22 protein-coding genes are annotated in these 24,402 nt (G+C 59.7%); 4 read left to right on the forward strand and 18 right to left on the reverse strand.

The features are described from left to right. Positions 1-37: 37 nt before the first annotated feature. From EV561_RS00215 to yajC, 4 genes are all read right to left on the reverse strand, one after another. Entirely contained in the window at positions 38-898 is an 861-nt protein-coding gene (locus EV561_RS00215; RefSeq protein ID WP_132516458.1) for a phytoene/squalene synthase family protein, read from the reverse strand. 17 nt (positions 899-915) lie between these two features. Continuing rightward, positions 916-1,302, reverse strand: coding sequence for an Mth938-like domain-containing protein (locus EV561_RS00220; protein ID WP_132516460.1), 387 nt, complete (start codon positions 1,300-1,302; stop codon positions 916-918). Positions 1,303-1,306: 4 nt separating this feature from the next. Next, a complete protein-coding gene (secDF, locus tag EV561_RS00225; protein WP_132516462.1) occupies positions 1,307-3,868 on the reverse strand; it encodes a protein translocase subunit SecDF in 2,562 nt (853 codons plus the stop codon). Positions 3,869-3,931: 63 nt separating this feature from the next. Next, positions 3,932-4,282 carry a preprotein translocase subunit YajC gene (gene yajC, locus EV561_RS00230; RefSeq protein ID WP_132516464.1) on the reverse strand — a complete coding sequence of 117 codons (351 nt, stop codon included), beginning with the start codon at positions 4,280-4,282 and terminating at the stop codon, positions 3,932-3,934. Positions 4,283-4,484: 202 nt separating this feature from the next. Here yajC and EV561_RS00235 point away from each other — a divergent pair, with 202 nt between their 5' ends. Next, positions 4,485-5,357: an ATP-binding protein gene (locus EV561_RS00235; RefSeq protein WP_132516466.1), complete on the forward strand. Its 873-nt coding sequence runs from the start codon at positions 4,485-4,487 to the stop codon at positions 5,355-5,357. A gap of 207 nt (positions 5,358-5,564) precedes the next feature. Here EV561_RS00235 and EV561_RS00240 read toward each other — a convergent pair whose 3' ends face one another. Beyond that, entirely contained in the window at positions 5,565-6,335 is a 771-nt protein-coding gene (locus tag EV561_RS00240) for an alpha/beta hydrolase (RefSeq protein WP_132517999.1), read from the reverse strand. A gap of 170 nt (positions 6,336-6,505) precedes the next feature. Here EV561_RS00240 and EV561_RS00245 point away from each other — a divergent pair, with 170 nt between their 5' ends. Both EV561_RS00245 and EV561_RS00250 read left to right on the forward strand, forming a co-directional pair. After that, entirely contained in the window at positions 6,506-7,486 is a 981-nt protein-coding gene (locus EV561_RS00245; protein ID WP_132516468.1) for an AraC family transcriptional regulator, read from the forward strand. Between the two features lie 108 nt (positions 7,487-7,594). After that, positions 7,595-7,831 (forward strand): hypothetical protein, encoded by a 237-nt coding sequence (locus EV561_RS00250; protein WP_132518000.1) that lies wholly within the window; start codon positions 7,595-7,597, stop codon positions 7,829-7,831. Positions 7,832-7,874: 43 nt separating this feature from the next. Here EV561_RS00250 and EV561_RS00255 read toward each other — a convergent pair whose 3' ends face one another. Further along, a complete protein-coding gene (locus EV561_RS00255; protein WP_165927725.1) occupies positions 7,875-8,807 on the reverse strand; it encodes a PHB depolymerase family esterase in 933 nt (310 codons plus the stop codon). 199 nt (positions 8,808-9,006) lie between these two features. Here EV561_RS00255 and EV561_RS00260 point away from each other — a divergent pair, with 199 nt between their 5' ends. Next, positions 9,007-9,615: a TIGR00730 family Rossman fold protein gene (locus tag EV561_RS00260; RefSeq protein ID WP_132516472.1), complete on the forward strand. Its 609-nt coding sequence runs from the start codon at positions 9,007-9,009 to the stop codon at positions 9,613-9,615. Positions 9,616-9,768: 153 nt separating this feature from the next. Here the strand turns inward: EV561_RS00260 and EV561_RS00265 are convergent, their stop codons facing one another. From EV561_RS00265 to argS, 12 genes are all read right to left on the reverse strand, one after another. After that, positions 9,769-11,412, reverse strand: a complete 1,644-nt coding sequence (locus tag EV561_RS00265) for a peptidoglycan DD-metalloendopeptidase family protein (RefSeq protein ID WP_132516474.1) — start codon at positions 11,410-11,412, stop codon at positions 9,769-9,771. A gap of 170 nt (positions 11,413-11,582) precedes the next feature. After that, the gene (locus EV561_RS00270) at positions 11,583-12,236 is read right to left on the reverse strand and encodes a protein-L-isoaspartate(D-aspartate) O-methyltransferase (RefSeq protein ID WP_132516476.1); all 654 of its coding nucleotides are present in this window, start codon (positions 12,234-12,236) and stop codon (positions 11,583-11,585) included. After that, a complete protein-coding gene (gene surE, locus EV561_RS00275; RefSeq protein ID WP_132516478.1) occupies positions 12,233-13,006 on the reverse strand; it encodes a 5'/3'-nucleotidase SurE in 774 nt (257 codons plus the stop codon). Before surE ends, EV561_RS00270 begins: the two co-directional genes overlap by 4 nt. A gap of 13 nt (positions 13,007-13,019) precedes the next feature. Beyond that, positions 13,020-14,303: a serine--tRNA ligase gene (gene serS, locus EV561_RS00280; protein ID WP_132516480.1), complete on the reverse strand. Its 1,284-nt coding sequence runs from the start codon at positions 14,301-14,303 to the stop codon at positions 13,020-13,022. Positions 14,304-14,413: 110 nt separating this feature from the next. Further along, positions 14,414-15,241 carry a twin-arginine translocase subunit TatC gene (gene tatC, locus EV561_RS00285; RefSeq protein ID WP_132516482.1) on the reverse strand — a complete coding sequence of 276 codons (828 nt, stop codon included), beginning with the start codon at positions 15,239-15,241 and terminating at the stop codon, positions 14,414-14,416. Continuing rightward, positions 15,238-15,903 carry a Sec-independent protein translocase protein TatB gene (gene tatB / locus EV561_RS00290; protein WP_132516484.1) on the reverse strand — a complete coding sequence of 222 codons (666 nt, stop codon included), beginning with the start codon at positions 15,901-15,903 and terminating at the stop codon, positions 15,238-15,240. The genes tatC and tatB overlap by 4 nt, the downstream gene beginning before the upstream one ends. Positions 15,904-15,958: 55 nt before the next feature. After that, entirely contained in the window at positions 15,959-16,168 is a 210-nt protein-coding gene (locus EV561_RS00295) for a twin-arginine translocase TatA/TatE family subunit (protein ID WP_132516486.1), read from the reverse strand. A 204-nt stretch (positions 16,169-16,372) separates the two neighbouring features. Next, on the reverse strand, positions 16,373-17,047 hold the full coding sequence (gene scpB / locus EV561_RS00300; protein WP_245512582.1) for an SMC-Scp complex subunit ScpB: 675 nt from the start codon (positions 17,045-17,047) through the stop codon (positions 16,373-16,375). A 64-nt stretch (positions 17,048-17,111) separates the two neighbouring features. Continuing rightward, complete coding sequence (locus EV561_RS00305) at positions 17,112-17,957, reverse strand: ScpA family protein (RefSeq protein WP_132516490.1); 846 nt, start codon at positions 17,955-17,957, stop codon at positions 17,112-17,114. A 30-nt stretch (positions 17,958-17,987) separates the two neighbouring features. Next, entirely contained in the window at positions 17,988-19,001 is a 1,014-nt protein-coding gene (nagZ, locus tag EV561_RS00310) for a beta-N-acetylhexosaminidase (RefSeq protein ID WP_132516492.1), read from the reverse strand. 228 nt (positions 19,002-19,229) lie between these two features. After that, positions 19,230-22,529, reverse strand: coding sequence for an SPOR domain-containing protein (locus EV561_RS00315; protein WP_132516494.1), 3,300 nt, complete (start codon positions 22,527-22,529; stop codon positions 19,230-19,232). 63 nt (positions 22,530-22,592) lie between these two features. Next, on the reverse strand, positions 22,593-24,353 hold the full coding sequence (argS, locus tag EV561_RS00320; protein WP_132516496.1) for an arginine--tRNA ligase: 1,761 nt from the start codon (positions 24,351-24,353) through the stop codon (positions 22,593-22,595). Positions 24,354-24,402 lie beyond the last annotated feature (49 nt).

Genomic DNA, 24,402 nt, shown 5'->3' on the forward strand with positions numbered 1-24,402 from the left:
ATTATAACGCCCAAGACTTGCGCGAATTTAAACTCAATCAGAATTTTCTGGTCGTCGCAGCAACCGCCATGCGCATCTGCCGGCGCCATTGCGGCGATTGGATCGGCTCGTCGAATAGACGGCTACCCAATTTTTGCGCCTTGAGAAGCGTAGATTCGGCAAGCGCCACCGTTACGAAAGCGGGAAAGACGCTTGGGGCAATCTTGCCAGCCGCCCTCGCCTTTGCCAGATGCTCTCGCCCGAGGCCGGCGAATGCTTCAATCGCTGCCGAGATGCGGTCCTTGTCGTTTCCGGCCAGGAAAGCTTCCCGATCCAGCCCCGTCGCCGACAATATCTCCGTCGGCAGGTAAAGCTGGCCGCGGCGGCGATGCAATGGCATCAGCATCAGCAGTCCGGCTATCGCCTGCGCGACGCCAGCATGGCCGGCGGCTTCGGCCGAGCGAGGCGCGTCTTCAGCCGACAGGATCAGGCTTGCAAGCTGGATGAGCGCCGATGCGGTCTCGCCGGCATAGCCTTCCAGTGAATTGCGGGTCTCCATCGGATCGTCGTAGAGATCGAAGATACGCGCCTCTGTCATGTCGATCAGGGACTTGCGCGGCAGTCGATATTCGACAACGGCTGCGAGCAGGCCTGCAGCGATCGGATTGGCCTCGCTTGCGCCATGTGCCTGGCCTTCCAGCAGATCGCGCCAATATTGCAGCCGGACTTCGCCCGGCAGCGGTTCATGGACAAGATCGCGAATACGCGCCAGCTCTGCATGGAAGGCATAAAGTGCAGCCAGAGCGCCACGCTTGTCTTCCGGAGACAGAAGGCAGGCGAGATAGCGGTCGCGATCGGTCTCACGGAGCGTCGCCAGGCAAATGTCCTGGTTGCTGCGTCCTGCGCCCTCAGATGCCATGTTCGGTCGCTTCCCTGTCAGACGGCGATCAGCGCCGCGGCGACGGCGCGCGACTCGGACAGCATGATGTTGAACGTCCGCACAGCCGCGCCGGTGCTCATCGGATCCGACGAAATCTGCTCGGCGCGCAAGGCCGCCTTCAGCGCGGCCGGCAATGGGCGCATCTCCGTGCCGGTGCCGACAAGCAGGACTTCAATCTCGGCGGCTTCAGCGATCACTCTTTGGAAATGCTCCGGCGTCAGGGCATCCTCCATGGTCATGTCCCATCCATAGATGCCTGAGGGCAAGCAAAGCAACGAGCCGCGATGCGACATGTCCGCAAAGCGGAATCCGCCGTTTCCGTAAGCGTCGATCGGGGCGCGGCCCGGGAAGTGCGCCTGTCGAATTTCAATGCCTTTTGCCAATGTCTTATACCGCTGGTTTATTGGGCTGAACGTCCGCAGCCGCCTTTTGTTTCTTGTCCCCGCCTGTCTGGAACCGATCAGGACGAAGTTTGAAAACGATCAGGAACGGCGCGGCAATATATATCGAAGAGAAAGTGCCGACCGCCACGCCGAATAGCATGGTGAAGGCAAAGGCGCGGATGACTTCGCCGCCGAAGAGGCAAAGTGCAAGCAGCGCAAGCAATGTCGTCGCGGCCGTCAGGATCGTGCGCGAGAGCGTCTGGTTGATCGAGGCGTCTATCAGGATCGGCAGCGGCATCTGGCTGTAGCGCTTGAGATTTTCACGCATGCGGTCGTAGACGACCACCGTATCGTTCAGGGAATAGCCGATGATCATGAGGACGGCCGCGATACTCGTCAGGTTGAACTCGATGCCGGTCAGAACGAATAGGCCAAGGGTCAATATGATGTCATGCAGCGTCGCAACGATGGCGCCGATGGCGAACTGCCATTCGAAGCGGAACCAGATATAGATCAGCACCACGGCAAGTGACGCCAGAACGCCAAGCGTCGCCGAGCGGGTCAGTTCGCCCGAAACCGAAGGGCCCACCACCTCGACACGGCGGAAATCATAGTCATTCCCGAGTTCATCGCGAACGAGCGTGACAGCGGATTGTTCGCCATTCTCTCCGCCCTCCTGCGACTGGATACGGATCAATGCCCCTGCCCGGTCGCCGAAGCTTTGGGCCTGAATTTCCCCGAGGTTCAGTTCGTTCAGCCGGGTGCGAATATCGGCGAGGTTCGCCGCCCCCTGCTTTGCCCTCACCTCGATGATGGAACCACCGTTGAAATCGATGCCGAGATGCATGCCGACGGTCGCGAGCGCGATCATCGCGCAAAGCGACAGCGCAGCCGAGGCAGTGAAGCTGAAACGGCGAATTCCCATGAAACGGATATGCGCCCGGTCGAATATGGACGTGCGGACATCCTTCGGAAGATGCTTCAGCCGTCTGCGCTTTATCCAGGTTACGATGATCCACTGGGTCAGCGTAAAGGCGATGAAGACTGTCGTCAGGATGCCGATCGCAAGCGTCACGGCAAAGCCGCGCACAGGCCCGCTGCCCATGTAAAAAAGGATGACAGCCGCGATCAGGGTCGTGATATTCGCGTCGATAATGGTCCAGAAAGCGCGTTTGAAGCCGGCGTCGCAGGCCTCCGGCAGCTGTCGCCCGGCCTTCAATTCCTCGCGGATGCGCTCATAGATCAGCACGTTGGAATCGACCGCCATGCCGATGATCAAAACGATGCCGGCGATGCCGGGCAGGGTCAGCGTGGCCCCCGTCAGGCTCAGGATCGCCAGGATCATCAGGATGTTCACATAGAGCGCGACGGTGGCGACGATGCCGAGGAAGCCGTAGAAATAGACCATGCAGGCAATGACGGCGATTGCGCCGATCATGCCTGCAATGATGCCCGATCGGATAGAATCCAGGCCAAGCCCCGGGCCAACCGTGCGCTCCTCGACAACCGTCAGGGTTGCCGGCAGCGCGCCCGCCCGTAGAAGGACCGCGAGATCGCTCGCCCCCTGTTCCGAGAAGCCGCCTGAAATCTGGCCGGCTCCCGTCGTATTCGCTTGTGCGATCGGCAAGGCTGCAATGACCTGATCGTCCAGAACGACCACGAAGGAGCGACCGACATTCTGCTGGGTCGCCCGTGCAAAAGCTTTGGTGCCGTCTGCATCCAATTGGAAGGTCACGACCGGCTCGTTGGTCTTGGGGTCGAGGCCCGCCTGGGCGTCAGCGATCCTGTCGCCGGACAGAATGGCGCGCTTTTCGACCAGATAGGCCGCCGGGGGATCGTCCTGCGTATAGAGCACGTCCGAATTCATCGGCGCGGAGCCTTGGATCGCCTGCTCGACGGGCATGCTTTGATCGACCATGCGGAAGGTCAATTGCCCAGCCTGGTTGAGCAGGTTCTTGATCCGCTGTGGATCGGCAACGCCCGGCACCTGCACCAGGATGCGATCCGAACCCTGCCGCTGGATCAGCGGCTCGGCATTGCCAAGCTGCTCGACGCGGCCGCGCACCACGTTCATCGATGTCGCCAGCGCAGACGCTATGCGGCGATCGATACCTTCATTGGTGATGCGGATCGTCAGCAGGCCGTTGTCGCTTGGCGTGATCGTCGTTTCCTGCACCAGACCGATGGTTCCGGTGCCTACCCTGTTGGTAATCGACTTCAGGGCGTCGATGGCGGTCGGGACCTGTGCGGGGTCTGTGATGCTGACCCTTATGGTCTGCCCCGTGCCGGTCAAACCGCTGTAGCGGATCGAGGCTTCGCGCAGCTTGGTGCGAATGCCGTCGACGGTCGTTTCAAGACTGTTGCGAAGAATGTCGTCACGCTCGACCATGAGCATGAGCTGCGAGCCACCCTGAAGATCAAGCCCCAGCCTGACCTTCTTGAGGGGCAGCCAGCCTGGCAATGCGGCAAGCTGCTGGTTGCTGAACAGGTTCGGCGCGACGAAGATGACGCTCAGGAGAACGGCACACCAGATGACTATGGTCTTCCACCGTGAGACGTTCAGCATGGGCCTCTCGAGTTCGGGTCTTCGTCGCGACGCAACCTTTGAGGCCCGCCGTTATGACATTGCTTAGGCGGCGTCGGCCTTGACGGGTTCGCCCTTGACACGGACCTCGGAGATCGCGCTGCGAACGATGCGAACCTTCACGCCTTCGGCGATTTCCACATCGAGTTCCTTGTCGTCGACAACCTTGACGACCTTGCCCACGATGCCGCCGCCTGTCACGATCTGGTCGCCGCGACGAATGTTCTTCAAGACGTCTTCCCGCTTCTTTGCCTGCGCACGCTGCGGCCTGATCAGGAGAAAATACCAAACGACCATCAGCGGCACAAAGAGGAAAAGCATCTCCATTCCGGAGCCGCCAAAGCCGCCAAGGCCGGAATCTGTTGCGCTCTGCGCATACGCGTTGGTGAAAAACATCGGAAACTCCTAAAAACTTCAGGCGGAAAGGCCCACCTCAGGCCGCCGGAATATAGTTGCGATCATGGCGAATGCAACAGAAACAGGAGCGGACCGTACCGTTTCCCCAGCCTCTTAGCCTTTCCGCCATCGAAAGGCCATGATACCCCGCAGCGAAAGGGCGAACAGAGGTTCGCAGCCGATTATTTTCGGAGGAAACACCATGGGCGAAGATCAGAATACACTAATCCTGGCCGAGTTGCGCCGCCTGACCGCAGCGGTCGAGCGTCTCGCGGGACCCGCCCCGGTTGCCAATGATTGGTCGGCTGCAGATTGCTTTGTGTGGGCCCCAGTGCGCTCGCACCTGCAGCCCGTGCCACGGCCGAACCGCGTGGCGCTGGCTCTTATCCGCGGTGTTGATCACGTCCGCGATATCCTGCACGAGAATACCTTGCGCTTCGCCGAAGGATTTGCCGCCAATAACGTGCTTCTCTGGGGTGCGCGGGGCATGGGCAAGTCCTCGCTGGTCAAGGCCGTGCATGAAGATGTGCGGCGGGCGACGGGCGTGTCGCTCAAGCTCATCGAGGTCCATCGCGAGGACATAGCCTCGCTGCCGGTTCTTCTCGACATCCTGAAGAGTGTGCCCCATCGCATCATCGTTTTCTGCGACGACCTTTCCTTCGATCACGACGATACCGCCTACAAGTCGTTGAAGGCAGCGCTTGACGGCGGCGTGGAGGGACGGCCGGATAACGTGCTCTTCTATGCCACATCCAACCGTCGCCATCTATTGCCGCGGAATATGATGGAAAACGAGCAGTCGACCGCGATCAATCCATCGGAAGCGGTGGAAGAAAAAGTCTCGCTGTCGGATCGCTTCGGGCTCTGGCTCGGCTTCCACAAATGCAGCCAGGAAGACTACCTGCAGATGATCGATGCCTATGCCGACCACTTCAAGCTCGGTATGGACCGCGCCCAAATGCACCATGAAGCGCTGGAATGGTCAACGACCCGCGGCGCCCGCTCGGGCCGCGTTGCTTGGCAGTACATCCAGGATCTCGCCGGCCGGCAGCGCATCGTTCTCGAACGGGATTAAGGGCGTTGCTGGGCCGAGGGTTGCGGGGACCGCTTTTGGCCCAAAGCGGAGATTCTCGCCGCGCCCAAAAGTCCTGACGATTTTTGCGACGAGAACGTCGAGCTTTTCCGGTGACCGCCGCTTGTCACGGGCTGGGATTGGCGCACCAAACTACGAGGGCCGCCCAACCGAGTGGGCAGCCATGCATCTTGGAGAGCCTGCGCGAGGCTACTTCGCCAGTGCAGCTTTTTCGATGACTGCGGCTACCTCCTTGGGGAACACGACCAGTGATGCGTGACTGCCGGGGACTTCGGTGACCTTGGCCTTGATCCGCGCTGCCATCATTCGCTGAGCCTCTGGAGCATTCACGCGGTCCTTTGTGCTGATGACGAAATAGCTCGGCTTGACATGCCAGGCGGCTGTATCCACCGGGGCTTCGAACGCTGTGTGATTCAAGGGCAACTGATTGGCAGCAAGTTTCTCGGCAATTTTCAGCGGCAGTTCAGGGGCGACAAATTCGGGTAAGGTCTTTTGATCCAGATAGAGATTACCCTTGTCATCAGGATGGATGGACTTCGCGCCGTCAGTCGCTGGCCCAGACTTGGAGAGTGAAGCCAGGGACTCGCCGACATCCAGCGCAAACGCCGATACAAACACCAGCGACTTTACCTTCGGATCGTTACCAGCTTCGGTAATGACAACGCCGCCCCACGAGTGCCCAACAAGAACGGTCGGACCATTCTGTGCCGCTAGTGCCTTTTTGGTCGCCGCGACGTCATCAGCGAGCGAGGTGAGCGGATTTTCCACCAAAGTGACCTTGTACCCTTTGGCGGTAAGAATGTCGGCAACAGGCTGCCAGCTTGTCTGATCGACGAAAGCGCCGTGGACGAGGACAATATTGTGCGCCGCCCCCTTGGGAACTTCGCCTGCATTGGCAGACATGGCAAAAGCAGTGCCCGCAAGCAAAGTTGCGGCAGCCGTCATGACGAGAGAACGCATTTCCAATTTCTCCTTGAGCAATGCACGCTTCCAAGAAGGAAACGAAGGTTTGAGCAAATTCGCGATCGCGCCGTTGCGGCAGATTGCCAGCTCGATCCAATCGGCGTAAATAATTGAAATCGATGACAGTTTTGTTTTAGCGCTCGCGGTCGAAACTAGAGGAGATTGCTTTGGCGCCCCATGACAGCAACAACGGAGTTCTTGCTCCAGCGTCCGATAATCAGACGCCCACAGATCTGCTGTCGGATATTCTGCGTTTCGTGCAACTGAAAGGCGAGCGGGTTTTTACGACGGAATGCGCGGATGGATTTCATATCCTTTTTCGACCCAGTTCGGCATGTCTCCACGTCGTGCAGGAAGGCGAGATCGATATCTATCTCGAAGACGAGCCGCCGCTGCGATTGTCCCAGGGTGACGTTTTCGTGCTGCTACGTCCGATCAGGTACGCCTTGGCCTGTCCTAGCAAAAGTTGGCGCCAGGCCAACCACCAACATGGAGTCGACGGATCGGGCGTAGGAGTGGACGTGCTTCGAGATGGTATCGGGCCAGTGCGTGCAAGAACGCTCAGCGCGACGTTTCAGTTCGAAAACGGTTGTGGCTTGCAGCCTACCATGAGCTTGCTGCCGAACTATATCCATGTCGAGAAAAACACCGATCAATCCGCCGTTCTCATCCGCGACGTCGCCCAATTCCTAGTTTATGAAAAGGAGGCACAGGAGCCGGGCGCGGCCCTTATGATCTCACGCGTCATCGATATTCTTGTCATCCGATCTATCCGCAGCTGGTCGAAATCGCAGGGAGGCAAACAGGGCTGGATCGGTGCCTTGGCCGACGCGAGGGTATCCAGGGCATTATCTGCAGTTCATCGTAATCCGAGTCGGCCCTGGTCAGTGGGAGACCTGGCTTCAATTGCGGGAATGTCACGTTCTCGGTTCGCAGGGGTATTTTTGGCTGCGGTTGGTGAACCTCCTCTGCGATACGTTCACGGTTGGAGATTGGCCGTCGCGTCAGACTTATTGCGGAAATCGAACTTGCGTATCGGAGATATCGCTCGCCATGTCGGTTACGATTCCGAGGCGGCTTTTAGCCGGGCATTCAAGACTTTATACGGCTTGTCGCCGAGCCATGCCCGTTCAAGCGGAACGAATTGATAGGCTACTGCAGCAACCCATCGTCCCCCATTGACGAGGGTATTTTTCACAGCAATAGGGTCGGGCCGAAAAATCTGGCAACGCCGGACCAATAACATCAGGAGTGCAATAGTGAGCGAACCGACCGTAGCAGATGCAATAGAGCGCATTTATCAATCGCTTCAGGCGGACAATGCCGACATTGACGCGCATATCGCAACACTGAAGGCAGCGTTGGCACGGGCGGGTTTGAAAGAGGCCGTATTTGACCCTGCGAGGCTCGTACAGAACAATCGTTCCGGCAGGAAGCTGATGCAGGCCTACTTTCGCCAGCGCGGCGTGACGGTCAAATTCTCGGCCTCTTAAAGGCTTCCGCTAGGTTAAGTTGGCCGCTTCGCCTCTTTTTCGATCATGCGCCGTGATATTGTCTGAAGAAGTTCCACACTTCGACCGCCGTCTCGATATCGCCGCTGCATCCGCCGAAACGCGGGCCGTCCACCGGATCATCGTTACCGGCGCTGGCATTGGGCTTGGCAAGACGGGGCCAGCAATGGCCGCCGTTTTCGATGCGATAGAGTTCAACCCCAGTCTCGGCCCGGCATCCGGTCCATTGGACCAGGCTCGCGCGGGTCAGGTCATGCGGATCAAGATGCCGCAGCGGCGTGACATTTTCCCCGGTGCATCCGTCGATCCGTCGCCAATATTCGGTTGCCTCGGGAACTGAAAGCAGCCTTCCGAATGACTTGATATAGCCATCGTAACGTTGCACGTCGTCGCTCGTGCCGTTCACCATCATGACTGGCATGGCGTGGCCGGACTTGCAATCTTCGACCTGTGCTTCGTTAATCGCGCTGGCGACCGGAGCAATCGCGGCGATCCTGTCAGGAAGCGCGCAGGCCAAGGTATAAGTCATCAGCGCGCCAAACGAAAAGCCCGTGGCATAAACTCTTGTCCCGTCGGCAATCTTCCGGCTCACCAGATCGTCGATCATGGTGCGGAAAAAACCGATATCATCGACCGGCTCGCCGTTGATGAGCGGTTTCCTTGATTTGATGTTCCAGGCGCCATCGATCGCTTCCGGGTAAAGCGTGATGAAGTTCTCCCGATCCGCGATGGGATCAAATCCGCTGTTTTTCTGGAAATTGGCCGCTTTGTCGTCGGACCCGTACATTACGATGACAAGTGGTGCGGGATGTCCAGCCACGCCTTTGGGAATATGCAGGATCGCGGTGCGATCTATGCCCTGCCATTTGTAAGTCAGGACTTCATCGGCATGAGCGGCTGTCCAGACGAGGAGAAAAAGGAAGGCGGCAAATGGCAGGCGTAGCAATGCGCAGAACATGAAACGTCCCCGCTTTCTAACAAAAATACGGGGCGGAGCATAAGTCATTCTGTGCCAGTGGCAATGATCGAAAGAAGCGACGCCTGCGGGTGTCGTGATCGCTTCTGGCGCAGTGAGGGCGCGATGCCGTGACTGCTCTCGGGCCAAACGCGCCATCACCTCTCTTGACTAGAGTTGCTGCCTTAATGTTTATGACGCAATGACAAACATTGCTTCACTTTGTGTATATTGTGGTTCTTCGACGGGTAACGATGTTGCTTTCGTTGAAGCCGGTGAAAAGCTGGGTGCGGCCATCGCTAAGGCGGGGCTGGAACTAATCTATGGGGGTGGCACCAGCGGTGTGATGGGCGCTGTCGGCCTCTCGGCGCTGAAAAACGGTGGCAAGGTCGGCGCGATCATTCCAAAGTTCCTGGCAAACCGTGAATCTACCACGGATGCACTGAAGATTTTCGATGATTTGACCGTCACCGAAACGATGCATGAGCGTAAACACGCCATGTTCCAGCGCTCCGATGCCTTTGTCGCTCTGCCGGGTGGAATAGGAACTGTCGAAGAGATCGTCGAGATCATGACTTGGGCGCAGTTAGGGCAACATCGAAAGCCCATGGTCTTCGCCAATATTTTGGGCTTTTGGGATCCAATGCTCTCCATGATCGAGCACATGGAAAAAGTCGGATTTCTACATAGCCGACATCTGATCCAGCCAATAGTTGTTGATCGCGTTGAGGACATTATTCCGGCTATTCAAAACGCCGCACGACTTCCCGAGGCATCTGAAGGCGTGCCGTCGATCATCGACAAAATGTGAGGTCGTGCCTGCCAATTGGTTTTGCCCGCCATTGGCGCGTAGCTGTCACACCAATGCTTCGTCGCCGTTAGTCGTATCTGCCGTCGAATGCGCCTAAAACGACAAAAAGCCCGGAGTTACCGGGCTTTTTGCAGACTCCATGAGACGCTTTACCTACTCAAGGAATGTCATCGGGTTGACCGGGGATGCGTTCTTGCGGACTTCGAAGTGGAGCGTCGGCTGCTTGGCGTTGCCGCTCATGCCCGAGGTTGCGACGGTCTGGCCGCGCTGGACCTTCTGACCGCGGGTGACGCTCAGCTGGTCTGCGTGACCGTAGACGGTGACGGTACCATCGTCGTGACGCACCAGAACCGTGTTGCCCAGTTCCTTCAGACCATTGCCTGCGTAGATGACCACACCGTTCTCCGCAGCCTTGATCGGCGTGCCTTCCGGTACCGAAATATCGATGCCGTCGTTACGGTTGCCGTCGACATTCGCGCCGTAGCCCGCAATGACCGCGCCGCGTACCGGCCAGCGATATTTGCCAATGCCGGTCGATTCCGGTGCAGCGGCTGCGACATCCGATTTCTGTTCGGCGTCGCCGACCGACTGGGTTGCGACAGGCGCCGGACCGGCGTCAGCCTTCACAGGTGTCGGCTGCGGGTTGCTAGCTGGGGCCGTCGTTGCAACAGCCTTCACCACCGGCTTCTGCGGGGCGATGGATGCCGTCTTGATCGGATCGGCAGGCTGCGTGCCGCCATGAGGCAGCTTCAGCGTCTGGCCGATGCGGATGCCGCCCTTGTCGATTTCATTTGCGGCCTTCAGATCATCGATATGGACGCCGGTTTCCTTAGCGATCTTCGCAAGCGAGTCACCCGGTTTGACCACATAGGTGCCGCCGGCGGGTGCCGGTCCCTTGCCTGCGCCGGCAGCGAGCTTGTCGCCCGCACCGCTCGGACCGACCTGCCACTTGTCGCGCTGAGCGCCGCCATTCGGCAGCACGGCCGCATCCTGTTCCGGTGCCTTGGCGGGAGCAGGCATCTTGCCGCCCTTGGACAGGTCCACCGCCTGGGATGCGGTCTTTGCCGGGGCGACAGGGGCGCCGCCATTCATGGTCGGGATGATGATCCGCTGGCCGGGCGCTGCCGACGTAGCAGTCTTCAGGCCGTTGGCCTTGAGAATTTCCTTCTCCGGCACGCCATAACGGCGCGAGAGTGTCGTAACAGTCTCGCCGGCGCCCAGCGTGACGCTCGGCGCATTCATCGCGGTCCAGCCCGATGTCTGTGCCGCAGTCTTCGGCGTGGTGCCTGTGGACATCGGATCAGGCGTAAGACGCGGCGCAGATGCCCGGGCGCTCTCGTTCCGGCTTGCGGGGAATGGCTGAGCAAGAGCCTCCCGTTCGGCGCGGGACGCAACCGGGGCCGGAGCAGGCGAAGAGGAAACGCTCGGCGCAGCGAGCTCGGAGCGCTGAACCACGACGGGCGCGGAAGCCACGCGAGCGCTGGAATAGGCCGGCTTATAGCTCTCCGGCGCTGCCGGATAAGGCTGGTTCATTGCCGTGTTGCGCGAGGAATAATCCTGCTGCTGCCGATAGCCGCCTCCACCCTGGGAGACATCAGCACGCGGCACAGGATCGCCGTCGAGACCATTCAGGTTCCGATGCGGGATCGAGTTTGTGGTGATCTGATCCGAATTTGAAAAGAGACCCCCGAAACGCGTTGCGTCGGAGCTGCAAGCCGTCGCGGCGCTCGCCAGAAAAGCCGCCATAAGGACTTTACCCGTCGACTTACCGAACTGTGACGAAAGACTGAAACGCATGACTCGACCCACTTAAGACGCAACCATTTGTGGGTCTAATTAGAACGCGTTAATCTTACCATGCGGTTAAAGCACTGGGGTCACATGCGTTTTTTTGAGGAATTGCTAACCATAGAAGAAATTTCTACCGCCGCCGCAAAGGCTGAAGGGCCGGCGATCAAATTCCTGCCTCAGAGATAAGAGGCAACCAGCGGCACGACCGGAAGATAAGGAACCTGGAACAGCTCCTCGCGCTCGAAGCGGCTTCCGGTCTTGGTCAGCCGCACCATGCGGCAGTAGTTTTCGGAAATCATCAACGGCGCGAGCATCGAGCCGCCTGACACGAGCTGATCGGCATAGAAGCGGGGCATGGCGTTGAAGGCTGCCGTCACCAAAATCCGGTCGAAGGTACCCTCGCCCTGCAATCCCGTGCTGCCGTCGGCCTGGCGGATGATGACGTTGCGCAGGCTCAGCGCATCCATCCGCTTCTGCGCTGATGTTACCAGCGTCTTGTATCGATCAATCGTCAGGACGCGTTCGGCCATGCGCCCCATGACGGCGGCGGTAAAGCCGCTGCCGGTGCCGACTTCCAGTACCCGATGCCCGGGCTTCACCTTCAGATGATGCAGCAGGCGCACGACGAGATCGACGCCCTCCATGAAGGAGCCGCAATCGATGGGGATCGTATGGCTGGAATAGGCGTCATCGGAGAATTGTGGCGGTGCAAACAGGGATCGCGGCGTCTGTTCGACGGCGGTGAGGAGATCGATGTCTGATATGCCTTCGGCGCGCATTCGCAGGACCACGGCTGCGAAGCCTTCCTTCTCCACCAATCGAGGTGTCAATCCGCTACTCCATACCCGAGCGCCCGCGCCACGCGGTCTTGCACCGAATAATCCGTCAGATCGAGTTTCAAAGGCGTTACCGAAATGCGGTTTTCTTTCAGGGCGTGGATATCGGTGCCGGGCCGGAAATTGCCGCTGCGCTCGCCGAAGCGCAGCCAGTAATAGGGGAAACCTCGACCGTCGGCGCGTTCCTCAACCTGCAGATTGAAGGCAAGGTTACCCTGCGCTGTCACTTCGACGCCATCGACCTCGTCGGGACGACAGTTGGGGAAATTCAGATTGAGGAAGGTGCCGTCGGGCAGGTCAAGGTCGATGAGCTTGGTCAGGAGATCCGGCGCATGCGCCTCGACGACTTCCCAGGGGACAACCCTGGTTCCACCGTCATAGGAATAGGCCTGGCTGAGGGCGAAGGAGCGAACGCCCTGCAACGTCCCCTCGATCGCCCCTGCGATCGTTCCGGAATAGGTCACGTCATCGGCGACGTTGGATCCGGAATTGACGCCTGACAGCACCAGATCCGGCTTGATATCCATCACCTGGCGGATGCCCATGATGACGCAATCCGTCGGTGTACCGCGCAAAGCGTAATGCTTGTCCGCAACCTTGCGCAGGCGCAACGGTTCCGAGAGACTGAGCGAGTGCGCAAGGCCGCTCTGATCCGTCTCAGGTGCTACGATCCAGACATCGTCGGAAAGGGTGCGGGCAATGCGTTCAAGGGCAGCCAGCCCCTCGGCGTGGATGCCGTCGTCATTGGTCAGAAGGATGCGCATGCCCTAACCCGCCTTAAGCTGCCCGTTCGATCTTCTTCAGACCACCCATATAGGGCAACAGGACGTCCGGAATAGTAACGGAACCGTCTTCGTTGAGATAATTCTCCAGCACCGCGATAAGGCAGCGACCGACGGCTGTGCCCGAGCCGTTCAGCGTGTGAACAAACTTCGTCGCCTTGTCGTCCTTGCCGCGATAGCGGGCATTCATGCGGCGGCCCTGGAAATCTCCGCAGACGGAGCAGGACGAGATTTCGCGGAAGGTGTCCTGACCCGGCAGCCAGACTTCCAGGTCGTAGGTCTTGCGCGCGCCAAAGCCCATGTCGCCGGTGCAGAGCGTCATGGTGCGGAAATGCAGGCCGAGACGTTTCAGGACTTCTTCGGCACAGGCCGTCATCCTTTCGTGTTCCTCGATCGCGCTTTCGGCATCGGTGATGGAGACCAGTTCGCATTTCCAGAACTGGTGCTGGCGCAGCATGCCGCGCGTATCGCGGCCGGCGGAGCCTGCTTCCGACCGGAAGGACGGCGTCAGCGCCGTAAAGCGCAGCGGCAGCTTTTCCTGATCGAGGATTTCGCCCGAGACCAGATTGGTCAACGTCACTTCGGCGGTTGGGATCAGCCAGCGTCCGTCCGTGGTCTTGAACAGATCTTCCGCGAATTTCGGCAACTGCCCTGTGCCGAACATTGCCTCGTCCCGAACCATCAGCGGCGACGAGACTTCGGTATAGCCGTGTTCGCCGGTGTGAAGATCGATCATGAACTGTCCCAGCGCACGCTCGAGGCGGGCGAGCTGCGAGGTCAGAACGGTGAAGCGCGAACCGGAAAGCTTGGCGGCCCGCTCGAAATCCATATAGCCGAGCGCTTCGCCGATTTCGTAGTGTTCCTTGGCCTTGTGGTTCCAGCGCGGCTTTTCGCCGACAACGCGCTTGACGACGTTGTCGTGCTCGTCCTTGCCAACCGGCACGTCATCCAGCGGAATGTTCGGGATGCGCGACAGGGCGTCATTGAGCTCCGCGGTCAGCTGCCGTTCTTCGTCTTCGGCAGCGGGAAGCGTGACCTTGATGTCAGCGACCTCGGCCTTCAGTTTTTCGGCAAGCTCGGAATTCTTCTGCGCCATCGCCGCACCAATTTCCTTGGAGGCGGCATTGCGACGGGACTGCATGTCCTGAACGGACTGGATGACGGAACGGCGCTTCTCGTCGAGCGCGATGAGGCCTTGCGACAAGGGCTCCGCGCCGCGCTTGGCCAGCGCTGCATCGAGGGCCTCGGGATTCTCACGGATCCATCTGATATCAAGCATCGTCGTTCCAGGTCGTTGCAAATAAAACGGCTCCGGCCGAAGCTCGATAAAGCTTCAACCGGAGATCGGATCGGCAATTTCCGCTATGGAAGGGGTGTTGGGCCTATCGCTCAGTCATTGTCCGTGTGGGCAATCTCTGTCGACCCTTCATTCTCTTCGAGCGCTTGCCGACTGCGCTGACGCTCCACGAGTCGCGCCGCGTAGATGGAAATCTCGTAGAGAAGGATCGTCGGCAGTGCAAGACCGATCTGGGACATGGGATCGGGCGGCGTCAGCACCGCAGCCACGATGAAAGCGAAGACGATCGCGAACTTGCGCTTCTGCCGAAGCCAATCCGAGGTCAGCAGACCGACACGTGCCAGAAGCGTGGTGATGACCGGCAGCTGGAACACGAGGCCGAAGGAGAAAACCAGCGTCATGATCAGGCTCAGATATTCCGAGACCTTGGGCAACAGCGAGATCGCCACCTGACCATCGGCCGGCGCCTGCTGCATCTTCAGGAAGAACCACATGACCATGGGGCAGAAGAAGAAATAGACGAGCGCAGCCCCCATCAGGAACAGGATCGGCGACGCAATCAAAAACGGCAGGAAGGCCGAGCGCTCGTTCTTGTAGAGGCCGGGCGCCACGAACTTGTATATCTGGGCTGCAATGATCGGGAAGGAGATAACCAGGGCGCCGAACATCGCGACCTTCACCTGCGTGAAGAAGAATTCCTGGGGCGCAGTGTAGATCAGCTCGGACTTTGCGAGATCAAGATGCGCCCAGACAACCGCCCACTTGTAGGGATAAACCAGGTAATTGAAGAGATGCTTGGCAAAAGCAAAGCAGCCGATGAAGGCAACGAAGAACGCCGCGATCGACCACATCAGCCGAGTGCGCAGTTCCATCAGGTGTTCGATAAGCGGCTGCGGCTTATCGTCGATGTCACCGGTCATGCATTGTCCTTTTTCTTGGCTGTCGTGCGCTTCTTCGGCGCTGCTGCAGGCGCATCAGCCGCTACCGGGACGGTAACCGACGGCTTGCGAGGTGCGCGCTTCGGCTTTTCCGCGACAGTCTCGGAGACGGTTGCAGCTGCTTCCGTCTTTGCCGGCGCCTTGGCGCGCGGCTTGCGAACGACTTTCGCCTTCACGACCTCTTCGGTCACGACCGCGGGAGGCGGAGCGACGACAGGCGCCGGGGGTACGACCTCTGCAGCAGGAGCGGACGAAACAATCTCCGTCATCAGCGGCGGCGTTTCCGGCAATCCCATGGAAGGCTCGGACATCGGCACGGCAGGCGTTGCAGTTGACGTCGGCGTGGACGCCCGCTGCAGATCAGCCTTGATATCATTTCCCATCTGCCGAAGCGGATTCATCGCTTCCCGCAAACTGTGGACCGGATTGAGCTTCTGCGCATCCGAAATCGTCTGACGCACGTCGTCGAGTTCTGCCTCCCGCAGAGCCTCGTCAAATTGCGCCCTGAATTCGCCTGCAACCTTACGGGCCCGGGCCGTCATCTTTCCGAACGCCCGCAACATCGGCGGCAAATCCTTCGGACCAACGACCACGATCAACACAACTGCAATGATGAGCAGTTCCGACCAGCCTACGTCGAACATAGAAAGGCTCCCATGCAGAGATGGCCCTAATCAAGCCAACTGCACCCAAACGTGGTTATTTCGTTTCGTCAGCCTTATGGTCGACAGTCCGTCCAAGGTCAGAACGGCCCGCTTCCGGGGTAGCGTCGTCGTCGCTCATGCCCTTCTTGAAGCTCTTGATGCCTTTGGCAACATCGCCCATCAGTTCCGGGATCTTTCCACGACCGAACAACAACAGCACGATGGCCAGAACGATCAGCCAGTGCCACATGCTAAAAGAACCCATTACGTCACTCCCTGTTACGTGTTACCCCGATGTAAGACGTTTATCGAACTTTTTCAAACACGAAAATGTCTCACATCAGGCTGGCTGCTTTGTTGAATGAAAACGATGCGGCCGCCAGTTCTGAAAAACGGGCCGCCCAGCATCAATATTCGTCCTTGCTAATGGCAAAACCAAGACCCGAAACGGCCAATCGGAAGTCAAGGATCAATCTTCCGAAGCGCCGCCCGGCGCCAGGAGGCCAAGCTCTTCGAGATCCATCTGCGTGATCGGATCCTCGTCCTCGGTCAATTCATCGCTCATCAACGGCGAGGGCATGTTAAAGTTAGCTGGAATTCGGCCGGATAGCAGCCCCGCGCCCTTCAATTCTTCGAGACCGGGCAGATCGCGTATCTCTTCAAGCCCGAAGTGATCGAGGAAATCCCGGGTCGTTCCAAGGGTAACCGGCCTGCCGGGCGTGCGCCGCCGGCCGCGAAAACGCACCCAACCCGCCTCCATCAAGACATCCAGGGTTCCACGAGACGTTTGGACACCTCTGATATCCTCGATCTCGGCGCGCGTCACCGGCTGGTGATAAGCAATGATCGCAAGAACTTCGAGGGCCGCTCGGGACAGCTTCTTGACCTCGTTCTCGTCTCGGCGGATCACGAAGGACAGGTCGGCGGCAGTGCGAAAGGCCCAGGCGTCATCGACCTGCACGAGGTTCACGCCGCGCGATGCGTAGTCTTCCCTCAGCCGCAGCATGATCGAGCGCACGTCCATGCCTCTCGGCAGACGCTCGGCTATAAAACCTTCCGATACCGGCTGCGCAGAGGCAAAAACCAGCGCTTCGGCGATGCGTTCCGCCTCCCGCAGACGGTTGTCGTCCACAGCCTGGTTTATGCGACCTGCGTCTGCGTCTGCGTCTTCGATGTTAATCTCGTCCGGATGGGCCACCTGCCCTCTCCTATTCCGCCACATGGAGCGTCGAATGTTTCGGCCCCCGTCGCATGTAGAGAGGCTCGAAAGCACCGTCCTGCCGGATTTCCAGCTTGCCCTCGCGCACAAGCTCCAGCGATGCGGCAAAGGCGCTGGCAATCGCGGTCACGCGCTCTTCCGGAGAAGTCATGTACCGCAGCAGGTAGTGCTCCAGTGCCGTCCAGTCAGTAATGTCGCCTATCATGCGCGTCAGGATCGTACGGGCATCAACGAGCGACCACACGCGCCGCCGCTCGATGGTCACCTGCGTGATGGCTTGGCGCTGGCGCAAACCTGCATAGGCGGTCAGGAGATCATAGAGACTGGCGTCATAGTCCGATTGGCGACGATAGGGGATATGCTCGGGCTCGCCGCGAGCATGAACGTCACGTCCCAGCCGATTGCGGTTGACGAGGCCGTTCGCCGCCTCGCGCATGGCCTCAAGCCGTTTCAGGCGGAAGGCGAGCGTTGCCGCCATCTCTTCGCCCGTCGGCCCGTCGTCCTTGGCCTGCTGGGGGATGAGCAGCCGCGACTTGAGATAGGCAAGCCATGCCGCCATGACCAGATAGTCGGCAGCAAGCTCTATGCGGATGCGCCGGGCGCTCTCGATGAACAGAAGATATTGCTCAGCCAGCGCTAGTACGGAAATGCGCGACAGGTCGACCTTCTGGTTGCGGGCAAGATGCAACAGAAGATCGAGCGGGCCTTCAAACCCGGCGACGTCGATGACGAAGCCCGGCTCATGCGTGGCGCGCTCCGATCCATTTTCCTGCCACAGCCGGTCCATCGGCGTTGCCGCCGCCTGTACCTTCTCTATGCCATCGATCCTGTTCAAACGTCAGCTCCCCCGGGCAAGCCCTACCAGTCAGGCCACGGCCAGCATCGCATCAAATTCCGCGCGAATGGCAGCCTCGTCTACGTCGTCATGGCCGCCGAAGGCTGCCTCAACCTTCTTCGCCCGAGCAAGCGCTTCTCCCGCCAATGGCGGAACGTTGCGGACAACCTGAAGCATCTCGTCCATCACGCCATTGCAATGCAGCACAATATCGCATCCGCCCGCAACAATATTCGCAGCCCGCTCCGCAATCGTGCCTGAAAGGGCGTTCATCGACGTATCATCCGAGAGCAACAGGCCCTTGAAACCGATATGACCGCGGATGATCTCGTCTATGACCTTGCGCGACGTTGTTGCCGGATTGGTGGGATCGATGTCGGTGAAAACCACGTGGCAGGTCATGGCCATCAATTCATCCTTCATCGCGATGAAGGGCGCAAAATCATGCGCCTCGAGCTCGGCTCGGGGCACCGTCACCACTGGAAGCTCGTGATGGGAATCGGCAAAGCCCCGACCATGGCCGGGTATGTGCTTCATGACCGGCAGGACGCCACCCGCCTTCAGCCCCTCGGAGGCCGCCCGTCCCATTTCCGTGACCGTCACGGGATCACCGCCATAGGCGCGATTGCCGATGACGTTGCTGCTGCCCTCAACGGGCACATCGAGCACCGGCAGGCAATCGACATTGATGCCGAACTTCAGGAGATCGAAGGCATGCAGCCGCGACATCAGCCAGGCGGCGCGCAGACCCCGTTCGCGGTCGCGGCGGTAGATATCACCCAGCGCCTGGCCCGACGGATAGTGCGGCAGGATCGGTGGACGGATGCGCTGCACCCTTCCCCCTTCCTGGTCGATCAGAACAGGCACGTGGCGGCCGACGCTATCGCGCAGCGAGGCGACCAGATCGGATATCTGGTTGGGATCCGCGATATTTCGTCCGAAGAGGATAAAACCCCAGGGCTGTTCACCCTGATAAAAGGAACGCTCTTCGGCTGTGATGGTGAGGCCGCTACAGCCCAGGATCATTGCTTTTGATTCGGTCATATCCGAATCATAGAGGCCTGCTGGCGAAATGCGAGTGAGGTCAAGGCAGCATTCACAGGAAAGCTGGAGCAATTCCAGCAGAAGTGTGAAGCGGTTTTGCGTCCGGACTTGCGCCAAATCAAAGCGATAGAGCGTTTCCGTGCTTCAAAGAAAAGCGGAAAGCTCTAAAGCAAAAAGAACGACGGGTGTCGCCACCCGCCGTTCCTTAATCCTTGACCGACTGCGTCGTTATTTCGAAATCAGGCAGGTGCCGCCAGCCTGTCGATAGCGCACGCAAAGGTCGGCTGCCTGGTCCTTGGTGCCGGCGACGACGCGGACGCGATAGTATGTGCCCTTGCCGGCAATATCGAACCTCTTGACCTCGATCGGGTGGCCGCCGATGACGCTGGCGAACTTGGCCGAAAGATTAGCCTGAGATTTCTTTGCATCCGCTTCCGAAGGCAAGGAGGCGATCTGCATGACGTAGCCGCCCGCCCCCGCGGCAGCTGCAGGCGCAGGTTTCGCCGCCTGAGCAGCCGGATTGACGGAGGCGACCTGCGTCTGAGCCGGCGCCGGATGCGTATCGACCTTGGCCGGCTGAGCAGGACGCGACGTCGGAACCGGCGCGAGGTCCGAAGCGGCCGGGGCATTGTTCGCCGCATCCTGTGCCGGAGTGGAAACGGCAGGTACAGGCGTCGGTGCAGCTTGAGCGGCGACGGGCGGATTGGATGCGCTTGCGACCGTCGCGGCAGCAGGTGCTGCAGCGGATGGAGCGTGCGTTTCAGCAAGCGGCGCAGTCTTCACAACACGGATCGGTGCACTTTCCGCGCTCGGAGCATCGCCTTCGGACGCGTTATGGATAGCCGAAGCGTGAGCATCCGCAACCGCCGTCTGGTTAGCTGCCGGCGGCTTTATCGGAGCCGCGGACGAGGCCGGGGCAAGCTTCGGCGAGGTGGCAGCCGTCTTGGCCGTATTGTCTGTTGCCGGCGCGCTGTCGTCGCGAGCAACCAGCGTGCCGTCCGCCTTGACGATCATCGTCCGGACCTTGCGCGGCGATACCGAGGGGACATTGTCCTGATCGTCCGCATTTGCGCTGGCCGTGTTGCTGCCCTGGTTCGGCAGCAGGCGCGGATCCTCGGTCTCGCCAACCGGCGTAGAAGCTACCGGCGCATCATCGCCACCGTCGCTGTCATCCGGCGACACTTCAGGGACAAGCGTCTTCTGAACGACGTCGACCGGCTGTTCGTTGGACGATACCAATTCCTTCTGTTTCGGAGCGGGAGCGGCATCACCGGTCACGCGGTCATAGACCGCCTTATCCTGATTCGGCACGACCTTACCGCCCGGATTCTCCGGAACGACCTTGACCGGATCCTTGTCAGCCGTGATCACGCGCGGCTCGCCCGAGGCGATAATGGGCGAACCATGGGAGACCCATTTGTAGGCACCATAGGCGCCAGTGCCGACAACGATGACGGCAACAGCAGCAACCGCCAATCCACGCATTGACCGCGCCCGCCGGCGATCCGCCGTAATGCTGGAAGCCTCAAACGTCATCCGCGCGACATTTTCCGGCGCGTGTGAGGCCTCGCGAACGCTGCGCCGGAAATCTTCCTCCAGCGCACGCTCGAATTCGTCGAGTTCATCGACGGGTTTCTTGACCTCTGCGGCCTTGGTAGACGTCACCCTTGCCCAGCTTGCCGCTGCAGCCTCGACAGCGGAATTAGCGGGCTCCGGCGCAGTCTCCTTTGCGGGAGTGTTGAACAGGCTCGCCATCTCCGCATCGATGTCGAAATCGTATTCCGGAGGCATAGCGACCGGCTCTTCCTTCTCCACCGGAGGCAGAGTGGGAACATGCATCCCTTCGAAGGTTTCGATGCGTTCGTCCGTATCTGAAATCTCGGACGGATCGAAGGGCAACATCTGCTCTGCATCGACAGTCGGCTGCGGTGCGCGTTCTACAGCGACCGGAGCAACTGGCACCGAAGCGACGACGGGTGCCGGCGCCTGCAGAATGGGAGCGAATGCCGGACGTGCTGCCAGCTCCGGGCGTGGCACGGGGACTGCCCGAGGAGTGGGAGGCGGCGAAACCGGGACCGCAGACGTCGGCCCGCGAGTCTCGGTCTGCACAGCTCTTTCGGCAACGACCGGTCGCGGCGCAACGGCGACGGGTGCAACAACCGGCGCGGCTTGAGGGGCCGGCTGCTGAGGCGCGGTTTCACGCGTATTCGATTCGGTGAAATCGAAATCCGCCAGTTCAAGCTCGATACCTTCGAGGTCAAAATCGAACTCGTGATCCGCAAACGGATCATCGATATCCAGTTCAGGCGCCTTGGCTTCCGTCGCCTTGGGCTCTTCCCGTGGCTCCGGGCGAGCGACCGCGACTGACGCAGGCGCGACAGCCATGGGGGTCGGCGCGATAACCGGCGCTGGGGCAACGACGGCTGCCTGCTTCGGCTGAAGCTCGAGTTCTGTGGAAACGGCACGCTGGGGAACAGGATAGCGCGAAACATCGTCGAGCAGGTCATCGATATCGAGCGAAGGGGATGTTTCGGCATAGGCTGGTTCGGTCAGCGCAGCATCCGAGGGTACATCGCCGTCTCTCGCTGCGGCAGCCAGATCGAAGCCCGAAGCAGCGGGTTCCAATTCCGGGAATGCTTCGAAAGCCGGCTCAGCATCCGCGCTCCGACTGTCGGACGGAAACTCATGCCGATCCTGCTCGGCGGGAAAGCCAAGCTCGGGAGCCAGAGACACGTCAGCCTCGGCAAACGGGGCATCCGCCACTTCCACTACCGGAGCGACGGGCATTGCAGCAGCGACCGGCTCCTCGACCGGGGGCTCTACAACCTCCGGCGCCGTATCCTGGCGACGCGGTGCGTTGAAATTGGCAAGCGGCAGGCGAATGCTTGCTGCAGCCCATTGCGGCACACGGGCAACCGGAGCCTCGGGCTTCGCCGACGATTCTGCGATCGACAGTTCCAGCTCGTCAGCGAGATCGCGCGCTTCTTCTACCGCCGGTGCGGCAGGTTCGTATGCCTGCGGCGCTACGTATGCCTGCGGCGCGACGGGTGCTGCAGCGACCGGTTCATATTGGGGCAGCTCGAATTCGGCCGCATGCAGATCTTCGGCTTCGACCGGATGAACCTCTTCCTGAGGCCAGCCTGCATCGCCGGTTTCGTAGGCGTCCACCAACGCTTCCGGCTCGGGCTGCAGCTCCGAGAACTCCGGTTCGGTCCTCCGATGGTCCGCATGCGGATCATTGCTGTTGCCAGGCTGTGAATAGACGGCCTCGCCGTGGAACGGCTCGTCCTCGAGCGACAAGGGAATATCGTCTACTGGGCTAAGGCGCGGTGCGTCGTAGCGTTCGAATTCGCGCAGGAGCTCGTCTTCGAGATCGAAGGCGGGCTCATGGCGTCTCGTTACGGGAGCTGTCGTGGCGGCTGACCGTGGTTCGAAACCAACAATGCGTGCGAGTTCTGCAAGCGGATCATCATCCGCAAAGAACTCTTCCTTTTCGCTTGCGCGATACGCCAACTGTTTTTCCGCCATTACCCAATCCACTCGCAATTGCAACAGGCTACATGCCAGCGCATTGTGGGTAAATGGTGACGTTTATCGCATCTCAGCCGGGGCTTCGGTCCCGGTTATACCAAGACCTGACTTCAAAACCGACGCGACGGCGTACACCAGCCCAAGTCTGGCAATGCTCAATTCTCGGTTTTTATCATTAACAAATCGTAATTCCGGTAAATCTTTACCTTTGTTCCAGTGTCCGTGGAAGGAACCGGCCAAGTCATACAGATAAAAAGCAATGCGATGCGGCTCTTGCGATTGGGCTGCAGCTTCTATGACTCGCGGGAATTCTGCAAGCTTCGCGACAAGCTGCAATTCGGCCGGATCGGAGATCGCGCCGGCAATGGCTTTCGACAGATCTGCCGGCCCGACGTCGAGGTCCGGAAATGCCTCTTTTGCCTGTCTAAACACGGACATGCAGCGGGCGTGCGCATATTGCACGTAGAAGACCGGATTGTCCTTGGACTGCTCGGTGACCTTCGCGAAATCGAAATCCAGCGGCTCGGAATTCTTGCGATAGAGCATCATGAAACGGACGGGATCGCGGCCGACTTCATCGACCACGTCACGCAGCGTAACGAAGTCGCCGGAGCGCTTCGACATTTTCACCGGCTCGCCGTTCCGGAACAGCTTGACGAGTTGGCAAAGCAGGACCGTCAGCTTCGACTGACCGTCCGAAACGGCGCGCGCCACAGCTTCAAGACGCTTCACATAGCCTCCGTGATCGGCGCCGAGCACGTAGATCATCTCGCTGAAGCCGCGGTCGTACTTGTTCTTGAAATAGGCAACGTCGGCGGCGAAGTACGTATAGGAGCCATCCGACTTGATCAGCGGCCGGTCGATGTCGTCGCCGACCTCCGTCGAACGGAACAACGTCTGTTCGCGATCTTCCCAATCCTCCGGCAATTGTCCCTTCGGCGGCGGCAGCGCCCCCTTGTAGACATATCCCTTGAAGGTCAGATCGTTGATGGCTGTTCTGATGGATGCTGCGCCATTGGCATGCAGCGTCCGCTCGGAAAAGAACACGTCGTGGCGAACGTTCAGCGCCGCCAGATCTTCGCGGATCATCGCCATCATCGCATCGATGGCCCGTTCTTTCACGATGGGCATCCACTGCTCTTCCGGCATGCCGCGCAACTTCGTGCCGAACTCCTCCACCAGCGCCTTGCCGACGGGAACAAGGTAATCGCCCGGATAAAGGCCGGAAGGGATTTCTCCCACCTGTTCGCCGAGCGCCTCGCGATAACGAATGAAGACGGAACGGGCCAGCACATCGATCTGCGAGCCGGCGTCGTTGATGTAATATTCCTTGGTGACGTCATAGCCGGCAAAGCCGAGCAGGTTTGCAAGCGCATCACCGACCACGGCGCCGCGGCAATGGCCGACATGCATCGGTCCCGTCGGATTGGCGGAGACGTATTCGACATTCACCTTGTGACCGGCGCCGACCTTGGAGCGACCAAAGGTTTCGCCTTCGTTGATCATGGTGGCAAGCAGGCCCTGCCAGTAACGGACGGACAGACGGATGTTGATGAAACCCGGCCCGGCCACCGAGACGTCGGCGATGTCGGCATCTTCCTTCAGCTTGGCGCTGATGATGTCGGCAAGGGCGCGCGGATTGGTTCCGACCGCCTTGGACAACACCATGGCGGCATTTGTTGCAACATCGCCATGGCTGGGGTCGCGTGGCGGCTCGACAGCGATGCGGCCGAAATCGAGCTCGGATCGCTTTTCCTTGACGATATCAATCTGTTCAAGGGCGTTCTTAATTCTGGCTTCGAAGTCGGTAAAGAGGTTCATCGTTGTTTCCATGCAAAGGCTGTGCCGAGCAACGTCGTCCGGCGACCGC

This window comes from Rhizobium sp. BK376, from assembly GCF_004341625.1.
Taxonomy (GTDB): domain Bacteria; phylum Pseudomonadota; class Alphaproteobacteria; order Rhizobiales; family Rhizobiaceae; genus Rhizobium.